The sequence below is a fragment of the Bacillus sp. AR8-1 genome, assembly GCF_008042345.1.
GTDB classification, from domain to species: Bacteria; Bacillota; Bacilli; order Bacillales; family Bacillaceae_G; genus Bacillus_A; species Bacillus_A cereus.
In genome coordinates, this window is record NZ_QNUB01000006.1 from 94,101 (window position 1) to 117,802 (window position 23,702).

Sequence of the window (23,702 nt, forward strand, 5' to 3'; positions counted from 1 at the left end):
CACAATGTGTATGAAAAATATGTTGAAAAATATAATAAAAAGGCTGTCTAGAAAGATCTAGCAGCCTTTTTATTATAATTTTTTATGTTCATTTTTATTCGTAACACCGAGATGTTTTTGAAGGGTAGTTGAAATAGTGTCGACGCTTTTTTCATTTGGAACGTAATAATAAATACCACCTATATATTTATCTGTACCTTCTACTTGCATTTTTTCCATCTTTAAATTTGAATCCATTGAATTTTTTGTAATTGTCATCATATCATCAAACGTTAAATTGGTTTTTAAATCCTTATCGACAGCGTCTAGTAGGCCACCGATTTTATTAATGGAATTAAGAGATAGTGCCTTTTCAGCAATGGCCTCTAATACAAGCTGTTGTCGTTGGCCACGCATATAATCACTATCGATATGACGAGTTCTAGCTAGCGCCAATGCTTCTTCTCCATTTAAATGTTGACGTCCTTTTTTAAGATGAATTGCATCTGCTTCATCTTTACTATTTTGCTCTGTGAACTCAACTGGAACGTCTACAGTAATACCACCAAGAGAATCAACAATTTTAATAAAGGATTTAAAGTTGAATTTTACATAGTAATCAACTGGAACATCTAAAAAGTTCTCTACCGTATCAATTGTGCTGTCTACACCACCGAATACGTGCGCATGTGTAATTTTATCGTATTTATCACGTGATTTAATGTAGACGCGTGAGTCACGTGGAATGCTTACAAGTTTAACGGATTTATCGTTTTTATTAATTGTTGCAAGTAATAACGCATCTGTTCGAGTCGCTTTTCCATAACCTTTTTCCCTAATTTCACTTTCATCAACACCCATAATAAGTACGGAAATGTTGTCGGTCATAGGTTTAACAGCTTTTTCACGTTTACTGGACTTATCTCCTCGACCTAGTTCAGCATAAGCATTATTTAAGACGGACTTTGCTTTACTGTATATATGGAAGGAGTAGCCTCCTGCTCCAAGTGCTACAATTAGTAATGGAATAAGAAGGAACCAAAGTAGGCGTTTTTTCTTTGAGCGTCCTTTTTTGGCTCGCGTATTGTTGTTCGTGTCGGATTTCATCATTTTTTCTCCTTTAAAACTATCAAAGTGTATACATTTAGAAGTGTATTCAAACACATAAAAAATATTTTACGCTAAATAAAAGCGATTGTACATGTATAAAAAATAGATGTCTTGATTATTTATAAGACACCTATTCGTTATTGTATACAAAAGATAGGGATAAGAAAATGATAAAATTTTACCTAATTACAACATAATGCTTACGATAATTGCAGATAAAATGCTAACGAGAGTAGCTCCATATAGTAATTTAAGGCCAAACCTCGCAACAACGTTTCCTTGTTCCTCGTTTAGTCCTTTTACCGCACCTGAAATAATACCAATGGAAGAGAAATTGGCAAAAGACACAAGGAAAACAGAAATAATACCAACTGTACGGGGGGAAAGGCTATTAGAAATTTTACTGAGGTCCATCATTGCAACAAATTCATTTGTTACAAGCTTCGTTGCCATAATGCTGCCAGCTGCGACAATTTCAGAACTTGGTACACCGATAAGGAATGCGATAGGTGCAAATATATAGCCGATTAATTGTTGGAACGTAATACCGAATATAATGAGGAACAGGTCATTAATACAACTAATTAATGCGACGAATCCGATGAGCATAGCGCCGACAACAATGGCTACACGAAAACCATCAAGAATGTATTCTCCAAGCATTTCAAAAAAGCTCTGTTTTTCACCTTTGATTTCTAAAATATCTTCGTCATCTTTAACGTCGTAAGGGTTAATGATGAGTACGATAATAAAACCGCTAAATAAATTGAGAACGAGTGCAGTTACTACATATTTAGGTTCAATCATTGTCATATAGGCACCTACGATAGACATAGATACGGTTGACATAGCAGAGGCACAAAGTGTATAAAGACGGTGTTTTGGAATTTGAGCTAATTGCTTTTTCACTGTAATAAAAACTTCTGATTGGCCGACAATGGCAGAGGCAATAGCGTTGTAAGATTCTAATTTCCCAAGACCATTTATTTTACTAAGAAAGTACCCGATCCAATGAATAAAAAATGGTAGTATTTTGAAATGTTGTAATATGCCAATTAAAACAGAAATAAAGACGATTGGTAATAATACATTAAGGAAAAATGGCATTTCACCTTTATTTGCAAGACCACCAAATACGAAATTTATTCCATTAGCAGCATACTCGAGTAGCTTGGTAAACAAACTGGAAATGATTCTAATTAGTATGAGGCCGACTTCTGTATTTAGTAGTAAATAGGTTAAAATTAACTGTATAATAAGCATGATAAAAATTGGTTTAAATTTAATATGCTTCTTATTATTGCTAGCAATATAAGCGAGCAAGAAAACAACAATTAGTCCGACGAAAAAAGTAATGAATTTCATGATAAGCCCCCTAAAAGAGATATTCTGCTATATATGTTTTTCATTTCAAGAGAGAATATGCATCTTTGGTAAAGAAAGGAATAGAGAGAGTATGAATATATGTAGAGTGCATCACGTTGCAATTATTTGTTCGAATTATGAGACGTCAAAGTATTTTTATACTAGAATATTAGGATTTAAAGAACTGAATGAAGTATATAGAAAGGAACGAGATTCTTATAAATTAGATTTATGTGTAGGAGAAGAGTATCAAATCGAATTATTTTCATTTCCAAATCCGCCTGAGCGCAAAAGTTTTCCAGAAGCAGCAGGTCTTAGACATTTAGCATTTGCTGTTACAAATATAGAAGAAGCTGTGAAGCATTTAAATCAATGTGGTGTTGAGACAGAATCGATCCGTATTGATGAAATAACGGAGAAGAAATTCGTCTTTTTCCAAGATCCCGATGGTTTACCTTTAGAATTGTATGAGGTTTGAAAATTGGTGGATTTTATATAGAGTTGCTTTCCAATAATTGAAGAAACTAAAGTGAAACTTCTTTTTAAAAGGAGGTGTAACTTTAGCTAAGAAAGCTAAAGGACATATGTGGATATTTTAAAATTATTGATGGTAGTCATTCTTATTGGGTTAACAGCATTTTTTGTGGCTGTTGAGTTTGCAATTATTAAGGTACGTAGCAGTCGTATTGATCAACTCGTTAGTGAAAAAAGACGAGGTGCACTGGCAGCTAAAAAGGTAACTTCAAATTTAGATGAATATTTATCGGCCTGTCAGCTAGGTATTACAATTACTGCTTTAGGGCTCGGGTGGTTAGGGGAACCAACTATTAAACATTTACTCGAGCCGTTGTTTTTAAAATTACAATTCTCACCTGCAATTTCCAGTACAGTTTCATTTATTATTGCCTTTGCAGTAATTACATTTTTACATGTTGTCATTGGGGAACTTGCTCCAAAGACATTTGCTATACAAAAAGCAGAACAAGTTAGCTTATTGTTATCGAAACCACTTATTTATTTTTACCGAGTTATGTATCCGTTTATTTGGGCTTTGAATGGTTCAGCGAGGGTTGTAACTGGTTTATTCGGATTACATCCAGCTTCTGAACATGAAGTAGCTCATTCAGAAGAAGAATTAAGGTTAATCTTATCTGAGAGCTATGAGAGCGGAGAGATTAACCAAAGGGAATTTAAATATGTAAATAATATTTTTGAATTTGATAATAGAGTAGCAAAAGAAATTATGGTACCTCGTACGGAAGTTGTAGGCTTATATGAGGACGAACCATTTGAAACACATATTAAAGTAATCGCACAAGAAAAGTACACGAGATATCCTGTATTTGGTGAAGATAAAGATGAAATTATTGGGATGGTTAATGTAAAAGATTTATTTATTCGTTATATGGATGGGAATCGGGACGAGGAGTGCTCGATTATGCCATATACAAGGCCAGTTATTGAAGTGCTAGAAAATATTCCAATTCATGATTTACTATTACAAATGCAAAGAAAACACATTCCATTAGCTGTATTGTATGATGAATATGGTGGTACAGCAGGGATTGTTACACTAGAAGATATTTTAGAAGAAATTGTTGGAGAAATTCGAGATGAATACGATGAAGATGAGAATCCACCTATAGAGCATGTAAGTGAAGGTTATAAAATCGTAGAGGGAAAAGTGCTTATTAGTGAAGTAAATGATTTGCTTGGCATACATTTAATTGCTGATGATGTAGATACAATTGGTGGCTGGATTATGGTACAAAAACAAATCGTTGCTGAAGGAGATGTTATTGAGAAACACGGTTTTTATTTTAAAGTCCTTGAAAAGGATATGCATCAAATTAAACGAGTGGAAATAAGGAAAGTAGAAGAATGATTTTCTATAAACTTTAATAAAAAGGATATACAGAAAAATAAATGTTTGCGCTTTCAAAAAAGGTGCTATATAGTGAAGGTGGATACTGAAAAATTCTTCTGAATGATACTCGTGTTTTTAGAGGGCGGATTTTTTGGATAAGGATTTAGAATGAAAAAGTATAGGTGATAAAAATGATAGCAACGAAGGATATACGTATAGAAAAAGATTTTTTAGGTGAAAAAGAAGTACCAAATGCAGCTTATTATGGTGTACAAACATTACGTGCCGTAGAAAACTTCCCAATTACAGGATATCGCATTCATCCATCACTCATTACAGCAATGGCAATCGTGAAAAAAGCGGCGGCACTTGCGAATATAGATACTGGTTATTTAGCTAAAGACATTGGACATGAAATTGCAGAAGCAGCGCAAGAAATTGTTGATGGAAAGTTTCATGATCAATTTATCGTGGATCCTATTCAAGGCGGAGCCGGAACTTCTATTAATATGAATACAAATGAAGTAATTGCGAATAGAGCGTTAGAACGTATGGGGTATGAAAAAGGTGCGTATGCGAAAATTAGTCCAAACACTCATGTGAACATGGCCCAATCAACGAACGATGCGTTTCCAACAGGGATTCATATTGCAACTCTTATGATGTTAGAAGAGCTTCTTATTACAATGGAAGCACTTCATTCTGCTTTTCGTAAAAAAGCAAAAGAGTTTGATCACGTTATTAAAATGGGACGCACACATTTACAAGATGCAGTTCCAATTCGCCTTGGACAAGAATTTGAAGCGTATAGCCGAGTGCTTGAGCGTGATATAAAAAGAATTAAACAGTCTCGTCAACATTTATATGAAGTGAATATGGGGGCGACAGCTGTTGGTACAGGATTAAATGCAAATCCTACGTATATTGAACAAGTGGTAAAACATTTAAGAACGTTTAGTGGATTCCCACTTGTTGGTGCAGAGCATTTAGTTGATGCAACGCAAAATACAGATGCATACACAGAAGTATCTGCAGCACTTAAAGTATGTATGATGAACATGTCTAAAATTGCAAACGATCTTCGTATTATGGCGTCTGGTCCACGTGTTGGGTTAGCTGAAATTCAATTGCCAGCACGTCAGCCGGGTTCATCGATTATGCCAGGTAAAGTAAATCCAGTTATGGCAGAAGTGATTAACCAAGTCGCATTCCAAGTAATCGGAAACGATCATACAATTTGCTTAGCATCAGAAGCAGGACAATTAGAGTTAAACGTAATGGAGCCTGTGCTTGTATTTAATTTAATTCAATCTATAAGTATTATGAATAATGGATTCCGTGTATTCCGTGAATATTGTATTGAAGGAATTACAGCAAATGAAGAATTGCTGAAGCAATATGTTGAGAAAAGTGTTGGAATTATTACAGCAGTTAATCCTCATATTGGTTATGAAGCAGCATCTCGTATTGCACGTGAAGCAATTGAAACAGGAAAATCTGTTAGGGAGTTATGTTTAGAACATGGTGTACTGACAGAAGAGGAATTGGATATTATTTTAGATCCATTCGAAATGACTCACCCTGAAATTGCTGGAGCTTCTTTATTAAAAAATAAAAAAATGTAATGTGAAAAACACCGATCCATTTGGATCGGTGTTTTATTTTTAAAAGATATTAAATACAGCGTTTAATTGAAGTAAGCTAATAACAGCTAAGAAGATTAAACTGTATTTCATTGCTGTTTTAAATAGAGCAGATTCTTTCCCAACTAGTCCAACTGCGGCACAAGCAACTGCTACAGATTGTGGTGAAACCATTTTTGCCATTGTACCACCTACTACGTTTAAGGCAACGAGTGTAGAAGGAACGATGTTTAACTGGTCTGCTGTTACTGCTTGAAGTGGTGCGAATAAAGAACCACTTGAAACTACTGAACCTGTAATGAATACGCCAATCCATCCTAAGATTGGAGAAAGAACTGGGAATGCATTACCAGTAGAAGAGAATGCAAGTCCAAGTGTAGATGACATACCAGAGTAGTTCTCTACGTAAGCTAAAGCGATAACGCTACAAATTGTATATACTGGAGCTTTTAATTCTTTCATTGTTTCAATCATTAATTCTTTAACCATTTTACCTTTTACGCGGTAAACGATAAGTGAAACGATAATTGCTAGTACAATCGCAGTAGTTGTAGAAGAGAATACATCGAATTTGAAAACAGCTGCGAAAGGTGTATCAGCTTTTGTAATTGGTGTAGTTTTCATAACAGCATTATGAAGACCAGGGAACTGAATGTTAAATACTAAGTTCGCTAACGCACCATCTGGAGCAAATAAAGCTTTAATCGGTTTTAAGTTAAAGATTGTTACAAATGCAGTTAAGAATACGAATGGAGACCAAGCATATAAAATTTGATTGAATGTATGTGATACTTTAGTTTCTTGTTTTTCTTCTTTAGTAGAAGATTTTGGTTGCCAAACACGTAAGAATAATGCAAGAGCAATCATACTTACAACGGCTGCGAAAATATTAGTAAGTTCTGCACCTAAGAAGTAAGTTACAGCGAATTGAGTAATTGCGAAAGAAACACCACTTACAAGAATACCTTGCCAAGTTTCTTTAATACCTTTAATTCCATCGACCATTGAAACAAGTAAGAAAGGTAAGATGATACTAATGAAAGGTAAAATAAGAACAGTTTGACGACCGATAGTTAATGCGTCAAGTTCAGTTAATTGTGCTGGTACTGTAACTGGAATACCCATAGCACCCATAGCACCACCAGCGATATTAGCTACTAAACAAATACCTGCTGCTTTTAATGGGTTAAATCCCATACCTACAAGTAGTGCAGCTGTAATAGCAACTGGAACCCCTAGACCAGCTGCGCCTTCTAAGAAAGCACCGAAAGAATAAGCGATTAATAATACTTGTAAACGTTGATCATTTGTAATGCTTGAAATACTATCGCGAATAATATTGAATTGCTCTGTTTTAACAGTTAATTTGTAAAGGAAAATTGCGGCGATAACGATAGTACAAATTGGATAAAATCCAGATAAAACACCGAATCCGGCAGATGCTACAGCTACTGTTGCTGGCATTTTATAAACAAATATTGCAAGGATAATAGCGACAATCACACTATAAAGACCAGCCATGTAACTTTTCATTTTGAATCCCATTAAACAAATGATGAAACAAAAGATTGGAAGTGCTGCGATTAGTGCAGATAGCCAAATATTGTTTAATGGGTCATAAATTTGTGTCCAAGTACTCATAATAATGACAACTCCTATCTATTATATGTGAAGAAATTCACATTATTTGTGAAACTATTCACAATCAACTTACATGCTTAGTATATTCTCCTTCAACACTATTGTCAACGTAAAAAAGTATAATTATTCCATAATAGTGTTAAAAGAAAAGCTTTGTTCATAAAGTAGACAAAAAACACACTCAAATGAATTTAAGTGTGCTGTATAAGTTATTTGCATATTATTTTGCTTATTCAGATGGCATGTTCCTTATAGGCGTATATTAGATGCCATCTTTTATATCGAGTATAAAGTTTGATATATGAACTGATCTGTCCTGTTTGATCTAGTGAGGGAGGAATGGTGAGTAGATTTAATAGGAAGTTTGGCACAACAGTCCAACCGCTTGCAATACGAATAAAAAATTAGAAACAAATTTTTAATACCACATCATCTCTTTTTACTGAAAATTCCTTTTAGCGTAACAAAGAGGTTAAGTATAGTTCAGCTACATTACGATAGGTTATCAATTATAGACGGTATTTTACAATACCGTTACTGTGCATTTCAATGAGGTGAAAATATAACAAAAAGCCTGATAAAACAACGTTTGCAAGCAAAGTATTCGTAGGCCATTATTTTGCTTTTTCGTTATATCATATAGTATAATATTCAAAATCAACAAGGATTTTTTCCTGAATTTTTGTTGATGAAAATGGAAAAATTTTTCGGCTTTATAGGTTGATAAAGTTATGTCGTAACAGGAAATATAAGAACAGATATATAAATAAATAAAAAGAACATAAAAACGCAAATAAAAACGAAAATGAGGGGAACTTTATGAGCCAAAATCAATTCGAATGTCGTATTTCAGAAGAAGATGTACAAATGTTAAGAGCGTTAGCTCACCCACTTCGTCTACGTCTAGTAATGGAACTTATGCAAAGAGGAACATGTAATGTAACACAACTACAGGAAGTATTAGAAATTCCGCAATCAACGGTTTCACAACATTTAACGAAGTTAAAGCAAAATAAAGTAGTGCGCTTTGAAAGACGAGGATTAGAAGTGTATTACCAAATCCATAATGATAAAGTAAGTGCGGTAGTAAAAACATTATTTTCTTAAAATTTGAATATTATGGAAAAAGACGTGTAGAATATACGTCTTTTTTTATTTGTCGGAAAGGTAGCGAGAGAGTAAATATTAGCATGTGAGGAAGAAATGACTATCAATCAACATGCTGCTTTACGGAATATATTCTAAAAGGAAAAGAAAAAATAGAAAGGAGTGTAGTAAGCAAAAGGAGGGATATTAGTATGGATGTGAAACGTGTGAAACAAATCTTATCTTCTTCAAGTAGAATTGACGTTACATATGAGGGCGTACCAGTATGGATTGAGAGCTGTGATGAGCAGAAGGGGAGTGCTCAAGTGTATGATGTATCTAATCCTGGTGAGAGCGTTCATGTGGACGTGACAGCTTTAGAGGAGAAATAATAAAAAAGACGCTTCTAATTTTAGAAGCGTCTTTTTGTTATTCCATCATATGTGCAATTTTCTTAGAGAACATAAGAAGTACTAATCCCAGTACAATTACGATAATACCGATGCTTGCGAATACTTCTAAATATCCTAAAGATTGAGTGAAAGCGGCTAATTGTCCTGCTAATAAGTTTGCGAAGCCAGTACCAGCTAACCATACACCCATTAATAATGATGCTAATTTAACAGGAGCGATTGCACTTACCATAGATAATCCGATTGGTGATAAGAATAACTCACCGATTGTGTGGAACATGTAAGTGAATACAATGAATAGTAAGTTTGCTTTCATTGTAATGTTACCTTCATCGCTACCAGTTTTTAAAACAGCTAAAGTTAGAACTAAATATCCAATCCCTAGTAAAATCATACCTAATGCCATTTTTGTTGGGATTTTTAAATCACCATTTTTTGTTTTTGAAAGCTTAATCCATAACGCAGAAACAGGTAATGCTAGTAAGATAATGAATAGTGGGTTTACAGATTGGAACCAAGGTGTTGGAATTGTAAATCCACCAATTGTACGATCTACGAACTTATCTGTGTAAAGTGTTAAAGAACTACCAGCTTGTTCAAAGCCTGCCCAGAAGAATACAACGAAACAAGTTAAAATTAAAATTGCAACAGTACGTTTTTTCTCTTGTGGTGTTAAAGGTTTTTTCTCAACAGCTTTTGCATTTTGTTCTTTAGATTTTTTACCCACAACTGTTGTTCCAGCTGATCCTAAGTAACGAGGTGCTAATAAGTTAAATGCAATCTGTCCAATAATCATACCGATACAAGCTGTTAAGAAACCGTATCTATAATCTGCGAAGTACCCGCAAATGAATGGAGCGATAAGAGCTCCTAAGTTAATTCCCATGTAGAAGATAGTGAAGGCACTATCACGACGAGAATCGTTGTCGCTATATAATTGACCTAATAAAGTCGAAATATTCGGTTTGAAGAATCCGTTACCGATAACTAATAATCCTAATCCTAAAAATAGTCCAGTTTTCGTATTCATTGAAAATAGTACGAAGTTACCAAGCGCCATAATGATACCACCAATAGTAATGGCATGTCGCTTCGTAATGAAATGGTCAGTTAACCAACCACCAATAATAGGTGTGAAATATACAAGCATTGTGAAAATACCGTAAATTTGAACTGCAACTGCTTTATCAAATCCTAAACCGCCGCTTACTAAGCTCGTTGTTAAATAAAGAACTAATAAGCCACGCATTCCGTAATAACTAAATCTTTCCCATGCCTCTGTAAAGAACAACAAGTATAACCCTGGTGGATGTTTTTTTGGTGATTGTTGCTCTCCAGCTTTGTCTAATTTTAAAGCTGCATCCATGTTTGTTTCCCCCTAATCCTGTATAACGGATATTTATGTAATCATTTTAATTTACAAAATATTTAGAAGTCAATAGAATTATATGGAAATAGAAAGAAAATTTCTAAAAAAGTTCTATTTTTCTTCAACCGTTACTGTATTTTGCCCTGAAAACGAGATGATAAGCGTTTTCAAATGTAATAATTGAATTCTAAAAGAAAATAAAATAGTGATTAATCAGAAAATTTAGATTAAAATATTTATTCTGATATAGAGAAAAAATATTTTATTTACTTTTATAATATAACATATTGGGAATAAAAATACAAAATGAAATAATGTGACACTTCAGTGAAATGAAAAAACCAGCTCCATCAAAGAGAGAGCTGGTTAGAATGAAATTATTTAACAAAGCGCTTTTCGATATCATCTAGTAATAGGTTAGCAGCCATTACACCGCCAGCTGTATTCCAAATAACATCGTCGACTTTGTATGCTTTACCATTTTTTACGGCATTTAAATTTTTAAATAGAGGATCGTTTATATATTCTTTTTCTAGTTCAGATCCTTTTTTCTCATTTCCTTTATCGAATGTGAAGTAGAATAATACGTCACCATCCATAGCAGAAATACGCTCTTTAGATACGTTACGCTCTGCAAAATCATCTTTGTTTTGATCTCCAGGACGTTTAAATCCAAGTTCTTTTAAAATAACACCAGAGAATGTATCGCCATGATAAATACGAACATCACCAGGCATGAAACGAACCATAGAGATTTCTTGATTTACTTTATCGCCAAGTTTGCCTTTTAAATCTTTCATACGTGATTCGTAATCAGCTACAACTTTTTGACCTTCTTTTTCTTTATTTAATGCTTTTGCATAAAATTTGAAGTTATCTTTCCATTCCCCACGTAATGTTTCTGAGAACACAGTAGGTGCAATTGCTTTTAGTTGTTCGTACACTTTTTCGTGACGCATTTTGTTACCGATAATTAAGTCTGGTTTTAAAGAAGCAATTGTTTCAACGTTAACTTGTCCTTCATCACCAACAACTTTTACATCTTTCATTTTATCCTTAATATGTGGATACCATGGATCACCAGTCCAAGACTTTACAGCACCAACTGGTTTCACACCTAATTCAAGTAAAGCTTCAGTTCCTTCATTTGTTAAGATAACTACACGTTTTGGATTAGCAGGAACTTCTGTTTTACCCATTGCATGTTCTACAGTAACCACTTCTTTTTTATTATCTTCTTTTGTAGATTCTTCTTTGTTATTTGATTTTCCACAAGCGCTTAAAAGCATTGAAAATGCTAGTAAAAATACAAATACTGTAAACGATTTTTTCCGCATGAAATTCATTATGTACCCCCTACATGTTGAGAATATTTTTCAATAGCAAGCATGATATTAAGCCTTTATCTTTTGATTGTCAATACATATGGTTGAAAATAATTCTCATTTCCGTTGACAATAAGAATTAAGTTGAAATACACTTACAACGTATCATTATACATTGAAGGGGAAACGCTGCATGTTATTAAAAACAAATCAAGCAAAATGGATTGGATTATTTGTTGGAATCATTGCAGTCGTTATTTGTATTTGGGGAAGTATTATTTTCGGATATACAAATACGAGCTGGAAATTAGCGCTAGATGCTTTTTTCCATTTTAATGGTTCTAATGAACATATTATTATTCAAAATGTGCGCCTTCCAAGGGCACTTATAGCAGCAAGTGTTGGTGCTAGTTTAGCCATCGCGGGTTGTCTTATGCAAACTTTAACTAAGAATCCACTTGCTTCTCCAGATTTTATTGGATTAAATTCAGGTGCTGCGTTCTTCATAGTTGTAGCAATTGTAATCTTTTCAGTAACATCATTATCAGCTTTCACATGGATTGCCTTTTTAGGAGCGGCGGTTGCCGCTGTACTTGTATTTGCTTCTAGTTCTTTAGGAAAAGAAGGGACTACTCCTCTTAAGTTAACGTTAGCAGGGGTCGCAATTAGTGCGTTATTTTCATCATTAACACAAGGATTACTTGTGTTAAATGAAAAAGCGCTTGAAGAGGTATTATTTTGGCTTGCCGGATCTGTGCAAGGGAGAAAGTTAGAAATTTTACAATCTGTATTCCCATATTTATTAATAGGATGGATTGCATCTCTTATGATGGCAGGGAAAGTAAATACATTGATGATGGGAGAAGACGTCGCGAAAGGACTTGGACAACGAACAATTTTAATGAAATCATTCGTGTTACTTATTATTGTACTATTGTCTGGTGGTTCAGTTGCGGTTGCTGGCCCAATTGGATTTATTGGAATTATTACTCCGCATTTTGCTAGATTTCTTGTTGGAGTTGACCACAGATGGAGAGTGCCTTATAGCGGATTGTTAGGTGCAATACTACTAATATTGGCTGATATAGCAGCAAGATATGTCATTATGCCACAAGAAGTACCAGTAGGAGTTATGACAGCATTTATTGGAGCACCGTTCTTTATTTATATTGCACGTAAGAGAGGGCTTAGCAAATGAAGAAATATATTCCGTTTCGTATAGGAAAAGGCGAGCTCTCGTTTTTAATGTATAAACGAGCTTGTCTCGTCTTGTTAAGTTTACTAGTTGTTTTAATAGGATTATTCTTTGCGAGCGCAGGTATGGGAGACATGAAAATTGCTCCTTATGACGTATGGCAAGCAATTACCGGAAATGGCGATGCAATGTCAAATATGGTTGTAAATAAGTTTCGTATGCCACGTATTTTAATTGCTATCCTCGTAGGAATTGCGCTTGCGGTAGCGGGCTGTATTTTACAAGGGCTCGTTCGAAATCCACTTGCTTCTCCTGATATCATCGGGATTACGGGCGGGGCAAGTGTCGCAGTTGTATTATTTTTAGCGTTATTTAGTGATAAAAATAATGCACTAACGGTAAGTATTCATTATATGCCGCTCGCAGCTTTTGCAGGAGCAACGATTGTAGCGGTTTTTGTATACTTATTTGCATGGCAAAATGATGGATTATCACCAATTAGTCTCGTTTTAATTGGTGTTGGATTTTGGGCATTAACGAAGGCGGCGACAACATTATTTATGTTGCTAGCACCAATTTATCAAGCGAGCCAAGCGAATGTATGGATTACGGGTACCGTTTACGGCTCTTCTTGGCAAAATGTTATGGTACTTGCGCCTTGGGTTCTCATTTTAACAGTAATATCATTTATCGCAGCTAGGCATTTAAATGCACAAGAGCTAGGGGATGATATAGCGGTAGGACTTGGGGTTCCTTTAACGAAGTCGCGTGTATTTATGTTATTACTTAGTACAGCTTTAATTGGTGGTGCGGTAGCTTTTGCCGGAGGGATTGGATTTGTCGGTTTAATGGCACCTCATATTTCACGAAGATTAGTTGGTTCTTTATACGGTGCATTACTCCCAGTTGCAGCTATTGTCGGTGCAATTCTAGTACTTGCTGCAGATTTAATAGGGCGTACAATTTTCACACCACTTGAAATTCCAGCAGGGGTATTTACATCAGCAATTGGTGCACCTTATTTCATTTATTTACTTTATAAAAGTCGGAATTCATAAAGGGAGATGAATATGCAAAAAGCATTGGAGACGAAACGCTTGACGTTGTCTTATGGTGAAACAATTATTATTGATGAGCTGAACTTAGAAATTCCAAAAGGAGAAATTACAATTTTTATCGGTTCTAACGGTTGCGGGAAATCAACTTTATTACGTTCACTAGCCAGATTATTAAAGCCAACAAATGGTGATATTTTGTTAGATAATCAAGCAATTCAAAGTATGCAAACGAAGCAAATTGCTCGTCAAATGGCGATTTTACCGCAAGGACCACAAGCACCAGAAGGACTTACAGTATTACAACTTGTAAAGCAAGGACGCTATCCATATCAAACATGGCTGAAGCAATGGTCAGAAAAAGACGAGGAAATGGTACAGAAGGCACTTGCAGCAACAGGTATGACAGAATTTGCTGAGCGTGATGTGCATGCTCTTTCAGGTGGGCAGCGTCAACGTGCTTGGATCGCAATGACACTTGCACAAGATACAGATATCATTTTACTGGATGAGCCAACTACATACTTAGATATGACTCACCAAATTGAAGTGCTAGATTTATTATTCGAATTAAATGAAACAGAACAAAGAACAATTGTTATGGTATTACATGATCTGAATTTAGCATGCCGCTATGCAGATAACATTGTAGCAATTCAAGATAAACAAATATATGCACAAGGTAAACCTGAAGAAGTGGTAGATGAGAAACTAGTACGTGATGTATTCCGAATGGAGTGTCAAATTAGTACGGATCCGTTGTTTGGAACACCGCTTTGTATCCCTCACGGAAGAGGAAGACGTGTAGTTAAAGAAGTTGCTCAGGCAATGAGATAAAAAAACGATGAGTGAGTCATCGTTTTTTTTATTTGGTACAAGAAAATAAGAGGAAGAGAGGAATACGTAAGCGACGTTTATACTCTTCTTCATCTTGAAAATAGGTTGGATTTGGTGTAGCTTCTTTTAATGATGTAATGGTAAATCCAGCTTGCTGTAATAATGTGAAATACTCTTCCGTTGTACGATGATATTTAATAACTTCTTGGTCAATCCATGGTTCAACCCGTTTGCCTAGTTTAAAATAATCATCGACGAGCCAACTCGTTCTTTTACCACTTGTTTGTAAGCTTTCAAATGAAGAAGTAATAACGGGATGTTGAACGCTAAAGATAAAGGTGCCATTTGTTTTTAAAGTTTGAAACACATTTTGAAAAATGATATCAAGATGTTCAATATAATGTAAGGCGAGTCTAGAGGTTACTAAATCAAAAGTGGAAGAGGGATAGGTATAATCTTTGAGGTTTAAAAAATGAACAGATCCATTTTTATTTTCTAGTTGTTTTTTAGCTTTTCCATACATAAGCTCGGAGCCTTCAATGCCGGTGTAAGAGTAGCATCCCTTTTCTAATAATTCCGCACCAAACTTAGCATCACCACAGCCTAAATCGAGAATTTGTTTTCCTTGCACATGACCAATGAGCTGAAAGAATACTGGTTTTTCAATGGATTCATTTGGGCTATTTTCTCGGTATTTTCGTTTCATATATTGTTCGAAAAATGCTGTGTTATTGTATACATCAGATTCTGTAAATGCCATGTTTGAAGCCTCCCTAAATATTTTTTTAATTCTATCAAATATGAAAAGTAAATGATAGATTTATTGTAATGAATCATATATAATCTAGAATTGTAAGCGGTTACTTTAAACTATTTTTCTATAATAAATTCTGAAAACGTGTTAAGCTAGTAGAGGGATTATTAGAACTATTAAGACAATAATCCGCTTACATGAACGATGGGAGGCTTCACAATGTCTAGTAAAACACTTGCGAAATTTTTAGAAGAAAATTTAGAGGATTTAAAATCAAAGGGGCTTTATAACGTAATTGATCCGCTTGAGAGTTCGAATGGACCAATCATTACAATTGGCGGAAAAGAATATATTAACTTATCTTCAAACAACTATCTTGGATTAGCAACAGATAGCCGTTTGCAAGAAGCAGCAATTGGTGCTATTCATAAGTACGGTGTTGGAGCAGGGGCTGTTCGTACAATTAACGGTACTTTAGATTTGCATATTAAGTTAGAAGAAACAATTGCAAAGTTTAAACATACAGAAGCAGCAATTGCTTATCAATCAGGATTTAACTGTAATATGGCAGCGATTTCAGCTGTTATGGATAAAAATGATGCGATTCTTTCAGACGAATTAAATCATGCATCTATTATTGACGGTAGTCGTCTATCAAAAGCAAAAATTATTGTTTATAAACATTCTGATATGGAAGATTTACGCCAAAAAGCAATCGCGGCGAAAGAATCAGGTCTTTACAATAAATTAATGGTAATTACAGACGGTGTTTTCTCAATGGATGGAGATGTTGCAAAACTACCAGAAATTGTTGAGATTGCAGAAGAGTTAGATTTAATGACATACGTAGATGATGCACACGGTTCAGGTGTACTTGGAAAAGGTGCAGGAACTGTAAAGCACTTCGGTCTTTCTGATAAAGTTGATTTCCAAATTGGTACATTATCAAAAGCAATTGGGGTAATTGGTGGATATGTAGCAGGGAAACAAAACTTAATTGACTGGTTAAAAGTTCGTTCACGTCCATTCTTATTCTCTACAGCATTAACACCAGCTGATGCGGCAGCTTGCATGAGATCAATTGAAATCTTAATGGAAAGCACAGAGTTACATGATCGTCTATGGGAAAACGGTCGCTATTTAAAACAAGGGTTAAAAGAACTTGGCTTTAACATTGGGGAAAGTGAAACGCCAATTACACCTTGTATTATTGGGGACGAAGTATTAACACAAGAATTTAGTAAACGTCTAAATGAAGAAGGCGTATACGCAAAATCTATCGTGTTCCCAACTGTAGCAAAAGGAACAGGTCGTGTTCGTAATATGCCTACAGCAGCTCATACGAAAGAAATGTTAGATGAAGCAATTTGTAAGTATGAAAAAGTAGGGAAAGAAATGGGCATCATTTAAGTAACGACATCTTTTGAATAGCTTGCAAATGAGGAGTGGGGAAAATGAAAAAAATTCTAGTAACCGGTTCTTTAGGGCAAATTGGTTCTGAACTAGTAATGAAACTTCGTGATGTATACGGCGCATCAAATGTTATTGCAACAGATATTCGTGAAACAGATAGTGAAGTAGTAACGTCTGGTCCATTTGAAACGTTAGATGTAACAGATGGACAAAAACTACATGATATCGCAAAGCGTAATGAAGTAGATACAATTATTCATTTAGCAGCTTTACTTTCAGCAACAGCAGAAAAAAATCCGCTATTTGCATGGAACCTAAATATGGGTGGACTTGTAAATGCTCTAGAAGCAGCTCGTGAATTAAACTGTAAGTTCTTCACGCCAAGTTCTATCGGTGCATTCGGTCCATCAACGCCAAAAGATAATACACCGCAAGATACAATTCAACGTCCTACTACGATGTATGGGGTAAACAAAGTAGCGGGAGAATTACTGTGTGATTATTATCATCAAAAATTTGGCGTAGATACGCGCGGTGTCCGTTTCCCAGGTTTAATTTCTTACGTAGCTCCTCCAGGAGGCGGAACAACTGATTATGCAGTTGAAATTTATTATGAGGCGATTAAAAAAGGTGCATACACCTCATACATTGCTGAAGGAACGTACATGGACATGATGTATATGCCTGATGCTTTACAAGCGATCATTTCATTAATGGAAGCTGATCCAAGTAAGCTAGTGCATAGAAATGCATTTAACATTACAGCAATGAGCTTTGAGCCAGAGCAAATTGCAGCGTCAATTCGTAAACACATTCCGACGTTTACAATGGATTATGCAGTAGATCCAGCTCGTCAAACAATCGCTGATAGCTGGCCAAACTCTATTGACGCAACAGCAGCAATGAAAGAGTGGGGCTTCAAAGCAGAATACGATTTAGATAAAATGACAACTGACATGCTGGCTAAGTTAAAAAAAAAGCTTGCAGCTGAGTTAGTGATGAATTAATAGGAAGGGTCGATTCTTAGGAATCGACTCTTTTTATTTGTATTTTGGGAATATGCAAATAATTACAAATGTGATAGAATGAGTTAATTTGTGTGTAAAGGGGAGACAAGGAATGGAGAAATGGGAGTTAGCAAAGGAAATTTACAATACGTCACGTTTAACGGGAACATTTAAACTTCGATCAGGACAAGTATCAAATCAATACTTTGATAAGTACTTATTTGAATCTAATCCAGTACTGTTATTAGAAATTACTAAACAGTTGAAAGAGCTCATTCCTCCTGATACAGAAGCACTCGCTGGTTTAGAGATGGGAGGAATTCCAGTAGCAACGGCATTATCTTTACAAACAGGTATACCAGTCGTATTTGTAAGAAAAGAAGCGAAGAAGTACGGCACATGTAAGTTGGCAGAGGGTGTTGATATTGCTGGGAAAAATGTTTGTGTTGTTGAAGATGTCATTACGACAGGCGGTCAAATATTATTAAGCACGAAAGATTTAAGAGAACTAGGTGCGAAAGTTAATCATGTTCTAGGTGTGATTGAACGAACAAAAGAAGGAAGAGATAACTTATTAGAAGATGGATTGCAGTTGCACTCCTTATTTACAATGGATGAGTTAATTGAAGGGGAAATGCAACATGCAAAGAGTTGATGTCGTATATGCACTAATACATGACGAAGAAACAGATAAAATATTAATGGTACATAATGTAGAACAAAACGTTTGGTCATTGCCAGGCGGGGCTGTGGAAAAAGGTGAAATATTAGAGGAAGCACTAATAAGAGAAGTGAAAGAAGAGACAGGTTTAACTGCTGCGTTAGGTGGACTTGTTGCGATCAATGAAAAATTCTTTGAAGAATCAGGGAATCATGCACTATTTTTTACATTCCGAGCGAATGTAGTAAAAGGTGAACTTATTGCGGAAGATGAAGGTGAAATTTCTGCAATAGAGTGGGTGGGTCGAACAATTGCGAATGAGCGCTTCCCATACTATGACGGAGGATTTGAATCTTTGTTAGAAGTAGCCATTCCATACAAGTTTCAACCAGAAACAAAGTAATTGAACGAAAAAACAGGAGCCACAAGGCTCCTATTTTCTATTCAATCGTCTTCAGTAATAACTTTTTCAATAGTGGTTTAATCTTTAGACGTAAATCTTCAGCGTGATTTGCAACTAAGAAGTGATGGTTATAAATGTTTTTCATCAATTGATAAGTTGCTTCTTTCGCTTCGCCTTCTTCGATGAAGATACCGATTACTTCCATACCACTTTTACGCGCGAGTTTAACAGCTTCATGCGTATCTAAAATTCCGTCTTGTTGATAGTCTAGCGCAGAAGGCTCACCGTCTGTGAAGACTAGTAAGAATTTATGTTTCTCAGGTCTTTTGGCAAGCTTTTCAGAAACGATACGAATAATATATCCGTCGCGGTTATCTTCTTCTTCACGAAGTTGCATAATTTCTGGACCAACGTTTGGTAACGTTGAGTTTTTATAATTTACAACTTCATGGATAACGTTCGGCTTATCTTCAGGTTTAGCGCTAGAGGCATCTTCCCAAAATCCGCTAATAGCGTGCGGGATTTTTAAAGATTTTAAAGCTTCATGGAATAGTACAACACTCTTCTTCGTTTCTTCCATTTTGTTATACATAGAACCAGAACAGTCAACTAACAGTTGGAATGCAACATCGAGTTCTTGTGACTCTTGTCCTTTTTTATAAAACATCCGCGGTTGTTTTTCGGTATAAATACGGAGGAATTTCTTACGAAGTCTTCCGTAATATTTATCACTATTCGCATTCGTTTTATTTTCAATCGTTTTTTCGATAATTTTCTTTAATTCTTTTACATCTTTATTGACGACTGATTTGATAGCTTGGTAATCTTTTTTCTCATCAATATTTACTTTGCGAGCTTCTTTAAATGTATGAGAAGCACCTACATTATACTTCCCATATGCACCGTCGTGCTGGCTAGAAGCGTGTGAAGCCCTTGCTTCTTCTGTATCAGCGCCATCAAAGTTGGATTGTGTACTTTTTTGAGAAGTACCTTGTACAGAACCAAGTGCTTGGTCGCCATCTTCTGATTCACGAGCAGTATCGCCCATCATGTTTGTTTTTGTTCCGCTTTCTAATTCAAAGCGTAAAAAGTTCTCGTTTTCGTTATTTTTATTTTCACGATGCCATGTGGAGAAACTTTCATCCATTTTGTTTTTATTTTCATCGTCATCTATAAGCTGCGTATCATCATTTGCTAAATCTTCGACGCGACAGTTCTTTTCGTCTGCAAGAACAGATAAGTAAAGTGGAGCATGTCCGAAATAGTTGTTAAGCATATCACTTTCAAGAAGCGCCTCTAAGCGATAGCGAATTTTCTCAACGATATACATAATATCTTCTGTATTACGTGCTTGGAATGTTTCATGTAAAATCGCTTCAATTTGCTCGAAATATTCATTATTAAACATTTCATATTTATCGCTCGTTAATGAAAGATAGCATAGGCAAAATAGACGATCAGCGTGATAATTACGAACACGGTTTATTTCATTTTGGGAGCCGAAGTAATTGCGGTACATTTCTTTTCGGCGTTTAAAAACATGCTTTGTGCCAGGACGTAAGTTCTTTACGATTTCCTCAACGCGTAAATCTTCTAATAGAACAAATAATTGTGTTAAAAACTTTCTTAGGGGCGATTCTTGCAATTCAATTGCATAAGAACGAATTAAAGTCATGTCCGAGTAATGTTTATTACCAAGTGCTTTTAAGAACACTTCGCTTTTTAATCCGATTACTGTATCTTCTTCTTTTCGATCATCCCAAAAGTGACTAATGACAACTTTCTTTTCAATTTCGTCGTAGTATGCTTTATAGCCATATTCAAGATAGGCATCGTCTTCTTTTAGAAGGGCATACATTAAGTTTTCCATTTGTAGAAACAGCGACGCATCAATTTTTTTGTCACTAAAAATTTGTCTCATAAATTATCCCTCAAAGAAATAACTTTCTGCTAATTCACGGACAGTCATTTGTTCTGTTTCATCATTAAGTTTTGCAATTATGCTTCGTTCAATCGCTCGCATAACAGGAATATATACACCTAAATCACATGCGTCGATAATACCACGAATACTTGCTGCTTCTTCACTTACACGTCCATCGCGAGCTAAAGGCATAAGGTCGCTTGCAAATGCAACAAACTTTTCAATTGTTGCAACATCATTTAATTTTGATTCTGCTAATAATAGTTCTTTTAATGTGTCACCTTGAATGTAAGGAACTTCAATAATAACGAAACGGTTTTTTAATGCTTCATTTAGTTCACTTGTTCCAACGTAACCTTCGTTAATCGCAGCAATTACACGGTATTCGTCATCACCGTATACAACCTCTTGTGTAAATGGGTTTGTGATCATTTTACGGTAATCTAATGCGCCGTGAAGTAGCGGTAAAGTTTCAGGTTTTGCCATATTGATTTCGTCAATATATAGGAAGTGACCGTTCTTCATTGCTTTCATAAGAGGACCGTTAACGAATGAAACTTCAGATGCACCATCGTTCGTTTGTAGTGTGTTGTATCCTAAAATACCTTCTACATCTAAGTCGACAGAGCAGTTAATGCTATGCATTGGTTTTTGGAATAAAGAAGAAAGAGTTTCCGCTAGTACTGTTTTACCACTACCAGTCGGTCCTTTTAATAGAATGTTCTTGCCAAGAAGAAGTGCTGTAATCGCATCTTCAATAATGCTATTATCAGACGCTTTATATATTTTCGTTCCGATTAAATGTGCATTTTCACCAGCTTCTTGTTTATTCTTTTCATGAATCGTAGAAAGCTGTTGTTTTAAATCAGAATGTATATGAAATTGTTCTAACATGTATTTCCCACCTAACATTATTTTCATAAAGTAATACATCTTATGATAACTTGTTTTAATATGGTATGCAAAGAAAAGGAAGGAGGATAAAGGGAAAAGAAAAAGCAATCAAGATGAAGTTGATTGCTTACAGTAAAGGAGAAATGAGCCTCATGAAAGACTCCAATATGCGTTTTTTTATACTTCTTTTTTGGAAAGAGTTCCATTTAATTTCAGTTGAATGTTTAAAGTCTTCTTCAAAATCATGTTTAATATCGTGAACTGTTTTTGATTCATAAAGTACGCTAATAATTTCGTAATTCAATTCAAAGCTACGTACATCCATGTTTGCTGTTCCAATAGTTGCAATTGTATCATCAACGAGTACAATTTTTGCATGCATAAAACCATCTTTATAACTGTAAATAGAAGCACCAGCCTTTAAAAGCGGAGTGAAATAGGATTGAGATGCTTGATCACTAATGATGCTATCACTTTTACCTGGATATAAAATCCGTACATCTATTCCGGCAATTGCACTTAAGCGTAATAATGTTAAAGTTTCTTGATCTGGAATAAAGTAGGGTGTAGCAATCCAAATTGATTTTTTTGCAGAGCCCATAACAGCTAATAATGTATTACGAATACTTTTATCATCGGAGCTTGGTCCGCTGGCTACGATTTGAACAGCACCTTCTGCATTTGAAATCTCTTTACCTGGGAAGTATTGTCTATTCATGAATTGATCCCAGGAATAAGTATTTAAACCACTAGAGGCATAGAGCCAGTCTTCTAGAAAGATTGCTTGTAATTTATATAATGCTTTTCCTTCTATTTTTAAATGACTATCACGCCAAACAGGAAATTTCTTTGAACGGCCAAGATATTCATCACCGACATTGAGTCCTCCGGTAAAACCAATTTCTCCATCTACAATAACAATTTTTCGATGGTTACGATAATTGACAGTTTCAAGTAACCAAGCTGAAAAAATAGGGTCAAATTCTACAATTTCAATCCCAGCTTCTTTCATAGGTTGTAAAAATCGTCTTCTTAACGTATTACTTCCAAGGCCATCATAAAGGAAGCGTACAATAACACCATCTTTTGCTTTTTGTATTAAAGCATCTCGAACTTTTGTACCAATTTCATCAGATTTATAAATGTAGTATTGAATATGTATATGATGTTTTGCCTGCTCTATAGCTCGCAAAATTTCTGAAAATGTTTGATCTCCGTTTGTTAAAAGTTTTGTAGTTGTTTTATCTGCGGCAGGACCGCCTCCAAATTTTTGTATGACTTCTGTTAAATGTAAGGAACGTTCATTTAGTGGGACTGTGAGTAATAACTCTAGTCTTCTTCCTTCTAATATTTCACGGAATAATTTTCTTTGTTCTTCTGAACGATGGAGATGTTTTTTTCTTCTCCAGCGGCTGCGTCCAAAAATAGCGTATAAAAGCACACCTATAATAGGAAGAAGTGCTAATACTAAAAACCATGCTAATGTACTTTGTGGAGATCTATTTTCTATAAAAATAACGAATGAAATTCCTACGATTGTGATGGACCATAGAGCACCGACAAATGTATATAACGAGATATACGATGTATTTAATAGGAACAGAACGATAGATACAATTGTAAATATTAATAGTAATTGAACGATAGGCTTCTTCATTTCTATATAATTCCCCTAATCTTTTTTCAATATAGACTTCTTAAATAGAAGATGTAATATGACATCTTTATTATAAGGTGTTTTGCTTTTTTTACAAAATATAG

The 23,702-nt window shown here is 35.1% G+C and carries 21 protein-coding genes; 12 read left to right on the forward strand and 9 right to left on the reverse strand.

Features of this window, described 5'->3' with window-relative positions; translation table 11 throughout:
• Positions 1-72: 72 nt before the first annotated feature.
• Together DN400_RS03255 and DN400_RS03260 are read right to left on the reverse strand one after the other, a co-directional pair.
• Positions 73-1,089 (reverse strand): LCP family protein, encoded by a 1,017-nt coding sequence (locus tag DN400_RS03255; protein WP_002153524.1) that lies wholly within the window; start codon positions 1,087-1,089, stop codon positions 73-75.
• Between the two features lie 186 nt (positions 1,090-1,275).
• Positions 1,276-2,454 carry a NupC/NupG family nucleoside CNT transporter gene (locus DN400_RS03260; RefSeq protein WP_000668876.1) on the reverse strand — a complete coding sequence of 393 codons (1,179 nt, stop codon included), beginning with the start codon at positions 2,452-2,454 and terminating at the stop codon, positions 1,276-1,278.
• A 91-nt stretch (positions 2,455-2,545) separates the two neighbouring features.
• Here DN400_RS03260 and gloA2 point away from each other — a divergent pair, with 91 nt between their 5' ends.
• The 3 genes from gloA2 to aspA all read left to right on the forward strand — a co-directional run bounded on the left by gloA2 (position 2,546) and on the right by aspA (position 5,946).
• Positions 2,546-2,932 (forward strand): SMU1112c/YaeR family gloxylase I-like metalloprotein, encoded by a 387-nt coding sequence (gloA2, locus tag DN400_RS03265; protein ID WP_001017682.1) that lies wholly within the window; start codon positions 2,546-2,548, stop codon positions 2,930-2,932.
• A 108-nt stretch (positions 2,933-3,040) separates the two neighbouring features.
• On the forward strand, positions 3,041-4,339 hold the full coding sequence (locus tag DN400_RS03270) for a hemolysin family protein (protein WP_000353320.1): 1,299 nt from the start codon (positions 3,041-3,043) through the stop codon (positions 4,337-4,339).
• Between the two features lie 173 nt (positions 4,340-4,512).
• Positions 4,513-5,946, forward strand: a complete 1,434-nt coding sequence (gene aspA / locus DN400_RS03275) for an aspartate ammonia-lyase (RefSeq protein ID WP_000562125.1) — start codon at positions 4,513-4,515, stop codon at positions 5,944-5,946.
• A 39-nt stretch (positions 5,947-5,985) separates the two neighbouring features.
• Here aspA and DN400_RS03280 read toward each other — a convergent pair whose 3' ends face one another.
• Positions 5,986-7,605, reverse strand: coding sequence for an L-lactate permease (locus DN400_RS03280; protein WP_000109093.1), 1,620 nt, complete (start codon positions 7,603-7,605; stop codon positions 5,986-5,988).
• 819 nt (positions 7,606-8,424) lie between these two features.
• Between DN400_RS03280 and DN400_RS03285 the strand changes: the two genes are divergently transcribed.
• Positions 8,425-8,712 (forward strand): ArsR/SmtB family transcription factor, encoded by a 288-nt coding sequence (locus DN400_RS03285; protein ID WP_000081428.1) that lies wholly within the window; start codon positions 8,425-8,427, stop codon positions 8,710-8,712.
• A 191-nt stretch (positions 8,713-8,903) separates the two neighbouring features.
• Positions 8,904-9,083, forward strand: coding sequence for an acid-soluble spore protein H (locus DN400_RS03290; RefSeq protein WP_000382679.1), 180 nt, complete (start codon positions 8,904-8,906; stop codon positions 9,081-9,083).
• Between the two features lie 37 nt (positions 9,084-9,120).
• Here DN400_RS03290 and DN400_RS03295 read toward each other — a convergent pair whose 3' ends face one another.
• The gene (locus tag DN400_RS03295; RefSeq protein ID WP_000338315.1) at positions 9,121-10,470 is read right to left on the reverse strand and encodes a peptide MFS transporter; all 1,350 of its coding nucleotides are present in this window, start codon (positions 10,468-10,470) and stop codon (positions 9,121-9,123) included.
• Between the two features lie 380 nt (positions 10,471-10,850).
• Positions 10,851-11,819 carry an ABC transporter substrate-binding protein gene (locus DN400_RS03300; protein ID WP_001010277.1) on the reverse strand — a complete coding sequence of 323 codons (969 nt, stop codon included), beginning with the start codon at positions 11,817-11,819 and terminating at the stop codon, positions 10,851-10,853.
• 172 nt (positions 11,820-11,991) lie between these two features.
• On the opposite strand from DN400_RS03300, the gene DN400_RS03305 reads away from it, so the two are divergent.
• From DN400_RS03305 to DN400_RS03315, 3 genes are read left to right on the forward strand one after another with little or no spacing between them, the layout of a single operon-like run.
• Positions 11,992-12,996: a FecCD family ABC transporter permease gene (locus DN400_RS03305; protein ID WP_000925211.1), complete on the forward strand. Its 1,005-nt coding sequence runs from the start codon at positions 11,992-11,994 to the stop codon at positions 12,994-12,996.
• On the forward strand, positions 12,993-14,051 hold the full coding sequence (locus tag DN400_RS03310) for a FecCD family ABC transporter permease (RefSeq protein ID WP_000760059.1): 1,059 nt from the start codon (positions 12,993-12,995) through the stop codon (positions 14,049-14,051). Before DN400_RS03305 ends, DN400_RS03310 begins: the two co-directional genes overlap by 4 nt.
• 12 nt (positions 14,052-14,063) lie before the next feature.
• Positions 14,064-14,885, forward strand: a complete 822-nt coding sequence (locus tag DN400_RS03315) for an ABC transporter ATP-binding protein (protein ID WP_001167953.1) — start codon at positions 14,064-14,066, stop codon at positions 14,883-14,885.
• A gap of 28 nt (positions 14,886-14,913) precedes the next feature.
• Here the strand turns inward: DN400_RS03315 and DN400_RS03320 are convergent, their stop codons facing one another.
• Entirely contained in the window at positions 14,914-15,645 is a 732-nt protein-coding gene (locus DN400_RS03320) for a class I SAM-dependent DNA methyltransferase (protein ID WP_000885964.1), read from the reverse strand.
• A 213-nt stretch (positions 15,646-15,858) separates the two neighbouring features.
• Here DN400_RS03320 and DN400_RS03325 point away from each other — a divergent pair, with 213 nt between their 5' ends.
• From DN400_RS03325 to DN400_RS03340, 4 genes are all read left to right on the forward strand, one after another.
• Complete coding sequence (locus DN400_RS03325; RefSeq protein WP_000095904.1) at positions 15,859-17,049, forward strand: glycine C-acetyltransferase; 1,191 nt, start codon at positions 15,859-15,861, stop codon at positions 17,047-17,049.
• 44 nt (positions 17,050-17,093) lie between these two features.
• Positions 17,094-18,059 carry an L-threonine 3-dehydrogenase gene (locus DN400_RS03330; RefSeq protein WP_000723124.1) on the forward strand — a complete coding sequence of 322 codons (966 nt, stop codon included), beginning with the start codon at positions 17,094-17,096 and terminating at the stop codon, positions 18,057-18,059.
• A 112-nt stretch (positions 18,060-18,171) separates the two neighbouring features.
• On the forward strand, positions 18,172-18,714 hold the full coding sequence (gene pyrE / locus DN400_RS03335; RefSeq protein ID WP_000417032.1) for an orotate phosphoribosyltransferase: 543 nt from the start codon (positions 18,172-18,174) through the stop codon (positions 18,712-18,714).
• A complete protein-coding gene (locus tag DN400_RS03340) occupies positions 18,701-19,123 on the forward strand; it encodes an NUDIX hydrolase (protein ID WP_001189939.1) in 423 nt (140 codons plus the stop codon). The genes pyrE and DN400_RS03340 overlap by 14 nt, the downstream gene beginning before the upstream one ends.
• A gap of 37 nt (positions 19,124-19,160) precedes the next feature.
• On the opposite strand, the gene DN400_RS03345 is transcribed toward DN400_RS03340, so the two are convergent.
• The 3 genes from DN400_RS03345 to DN400_RS03355 all read right to left on the reverse strand — a co-directional run bounded on the left by DN400_RS03345 (position 19,161) and on the right by DN400_RS03355 (position 23,598).
• On the reverse strand, positions 19,161-21,044 hold the full coding sequence (locus DN400_RS03345) for a vWA domain-containing protein (RefSeq protein ID WP_001248879.1): 1,884 nt from the start codon (positions 21,042-21,044) through the stop codon (positions 19,161-19,163).
• Positions 21,045-21,047: 3 nt separating this feature from the next.
• Positions 21,048-21,941: an ATP-binding protein gene (locus DN400_RS03350; protein ID WP_000892992.1), complete on the reverse strand. Its 894-nt coding sequence runs from the start codon at positions 21,939-21,941 to the stop codon at positions 21,048-21,050.
• A gap of 127 nt (positions 21,942-22,068) precedes the next feature.
• The gene (locus DN400_RS03355; RefSeq protein WP_000743035.1) at positions 22,069-23,598 is read right to left on the reverse strand and encodes a cardiolipin synthase; all 1,530 of its coding nucleotides are present in this window, start codon (positions 23,596-23,598) and stop codon (positions 22,069-22,071) included.
• Between the last annotated feature and the right edge of the window lie 104 nt (positions 23,599-23,702).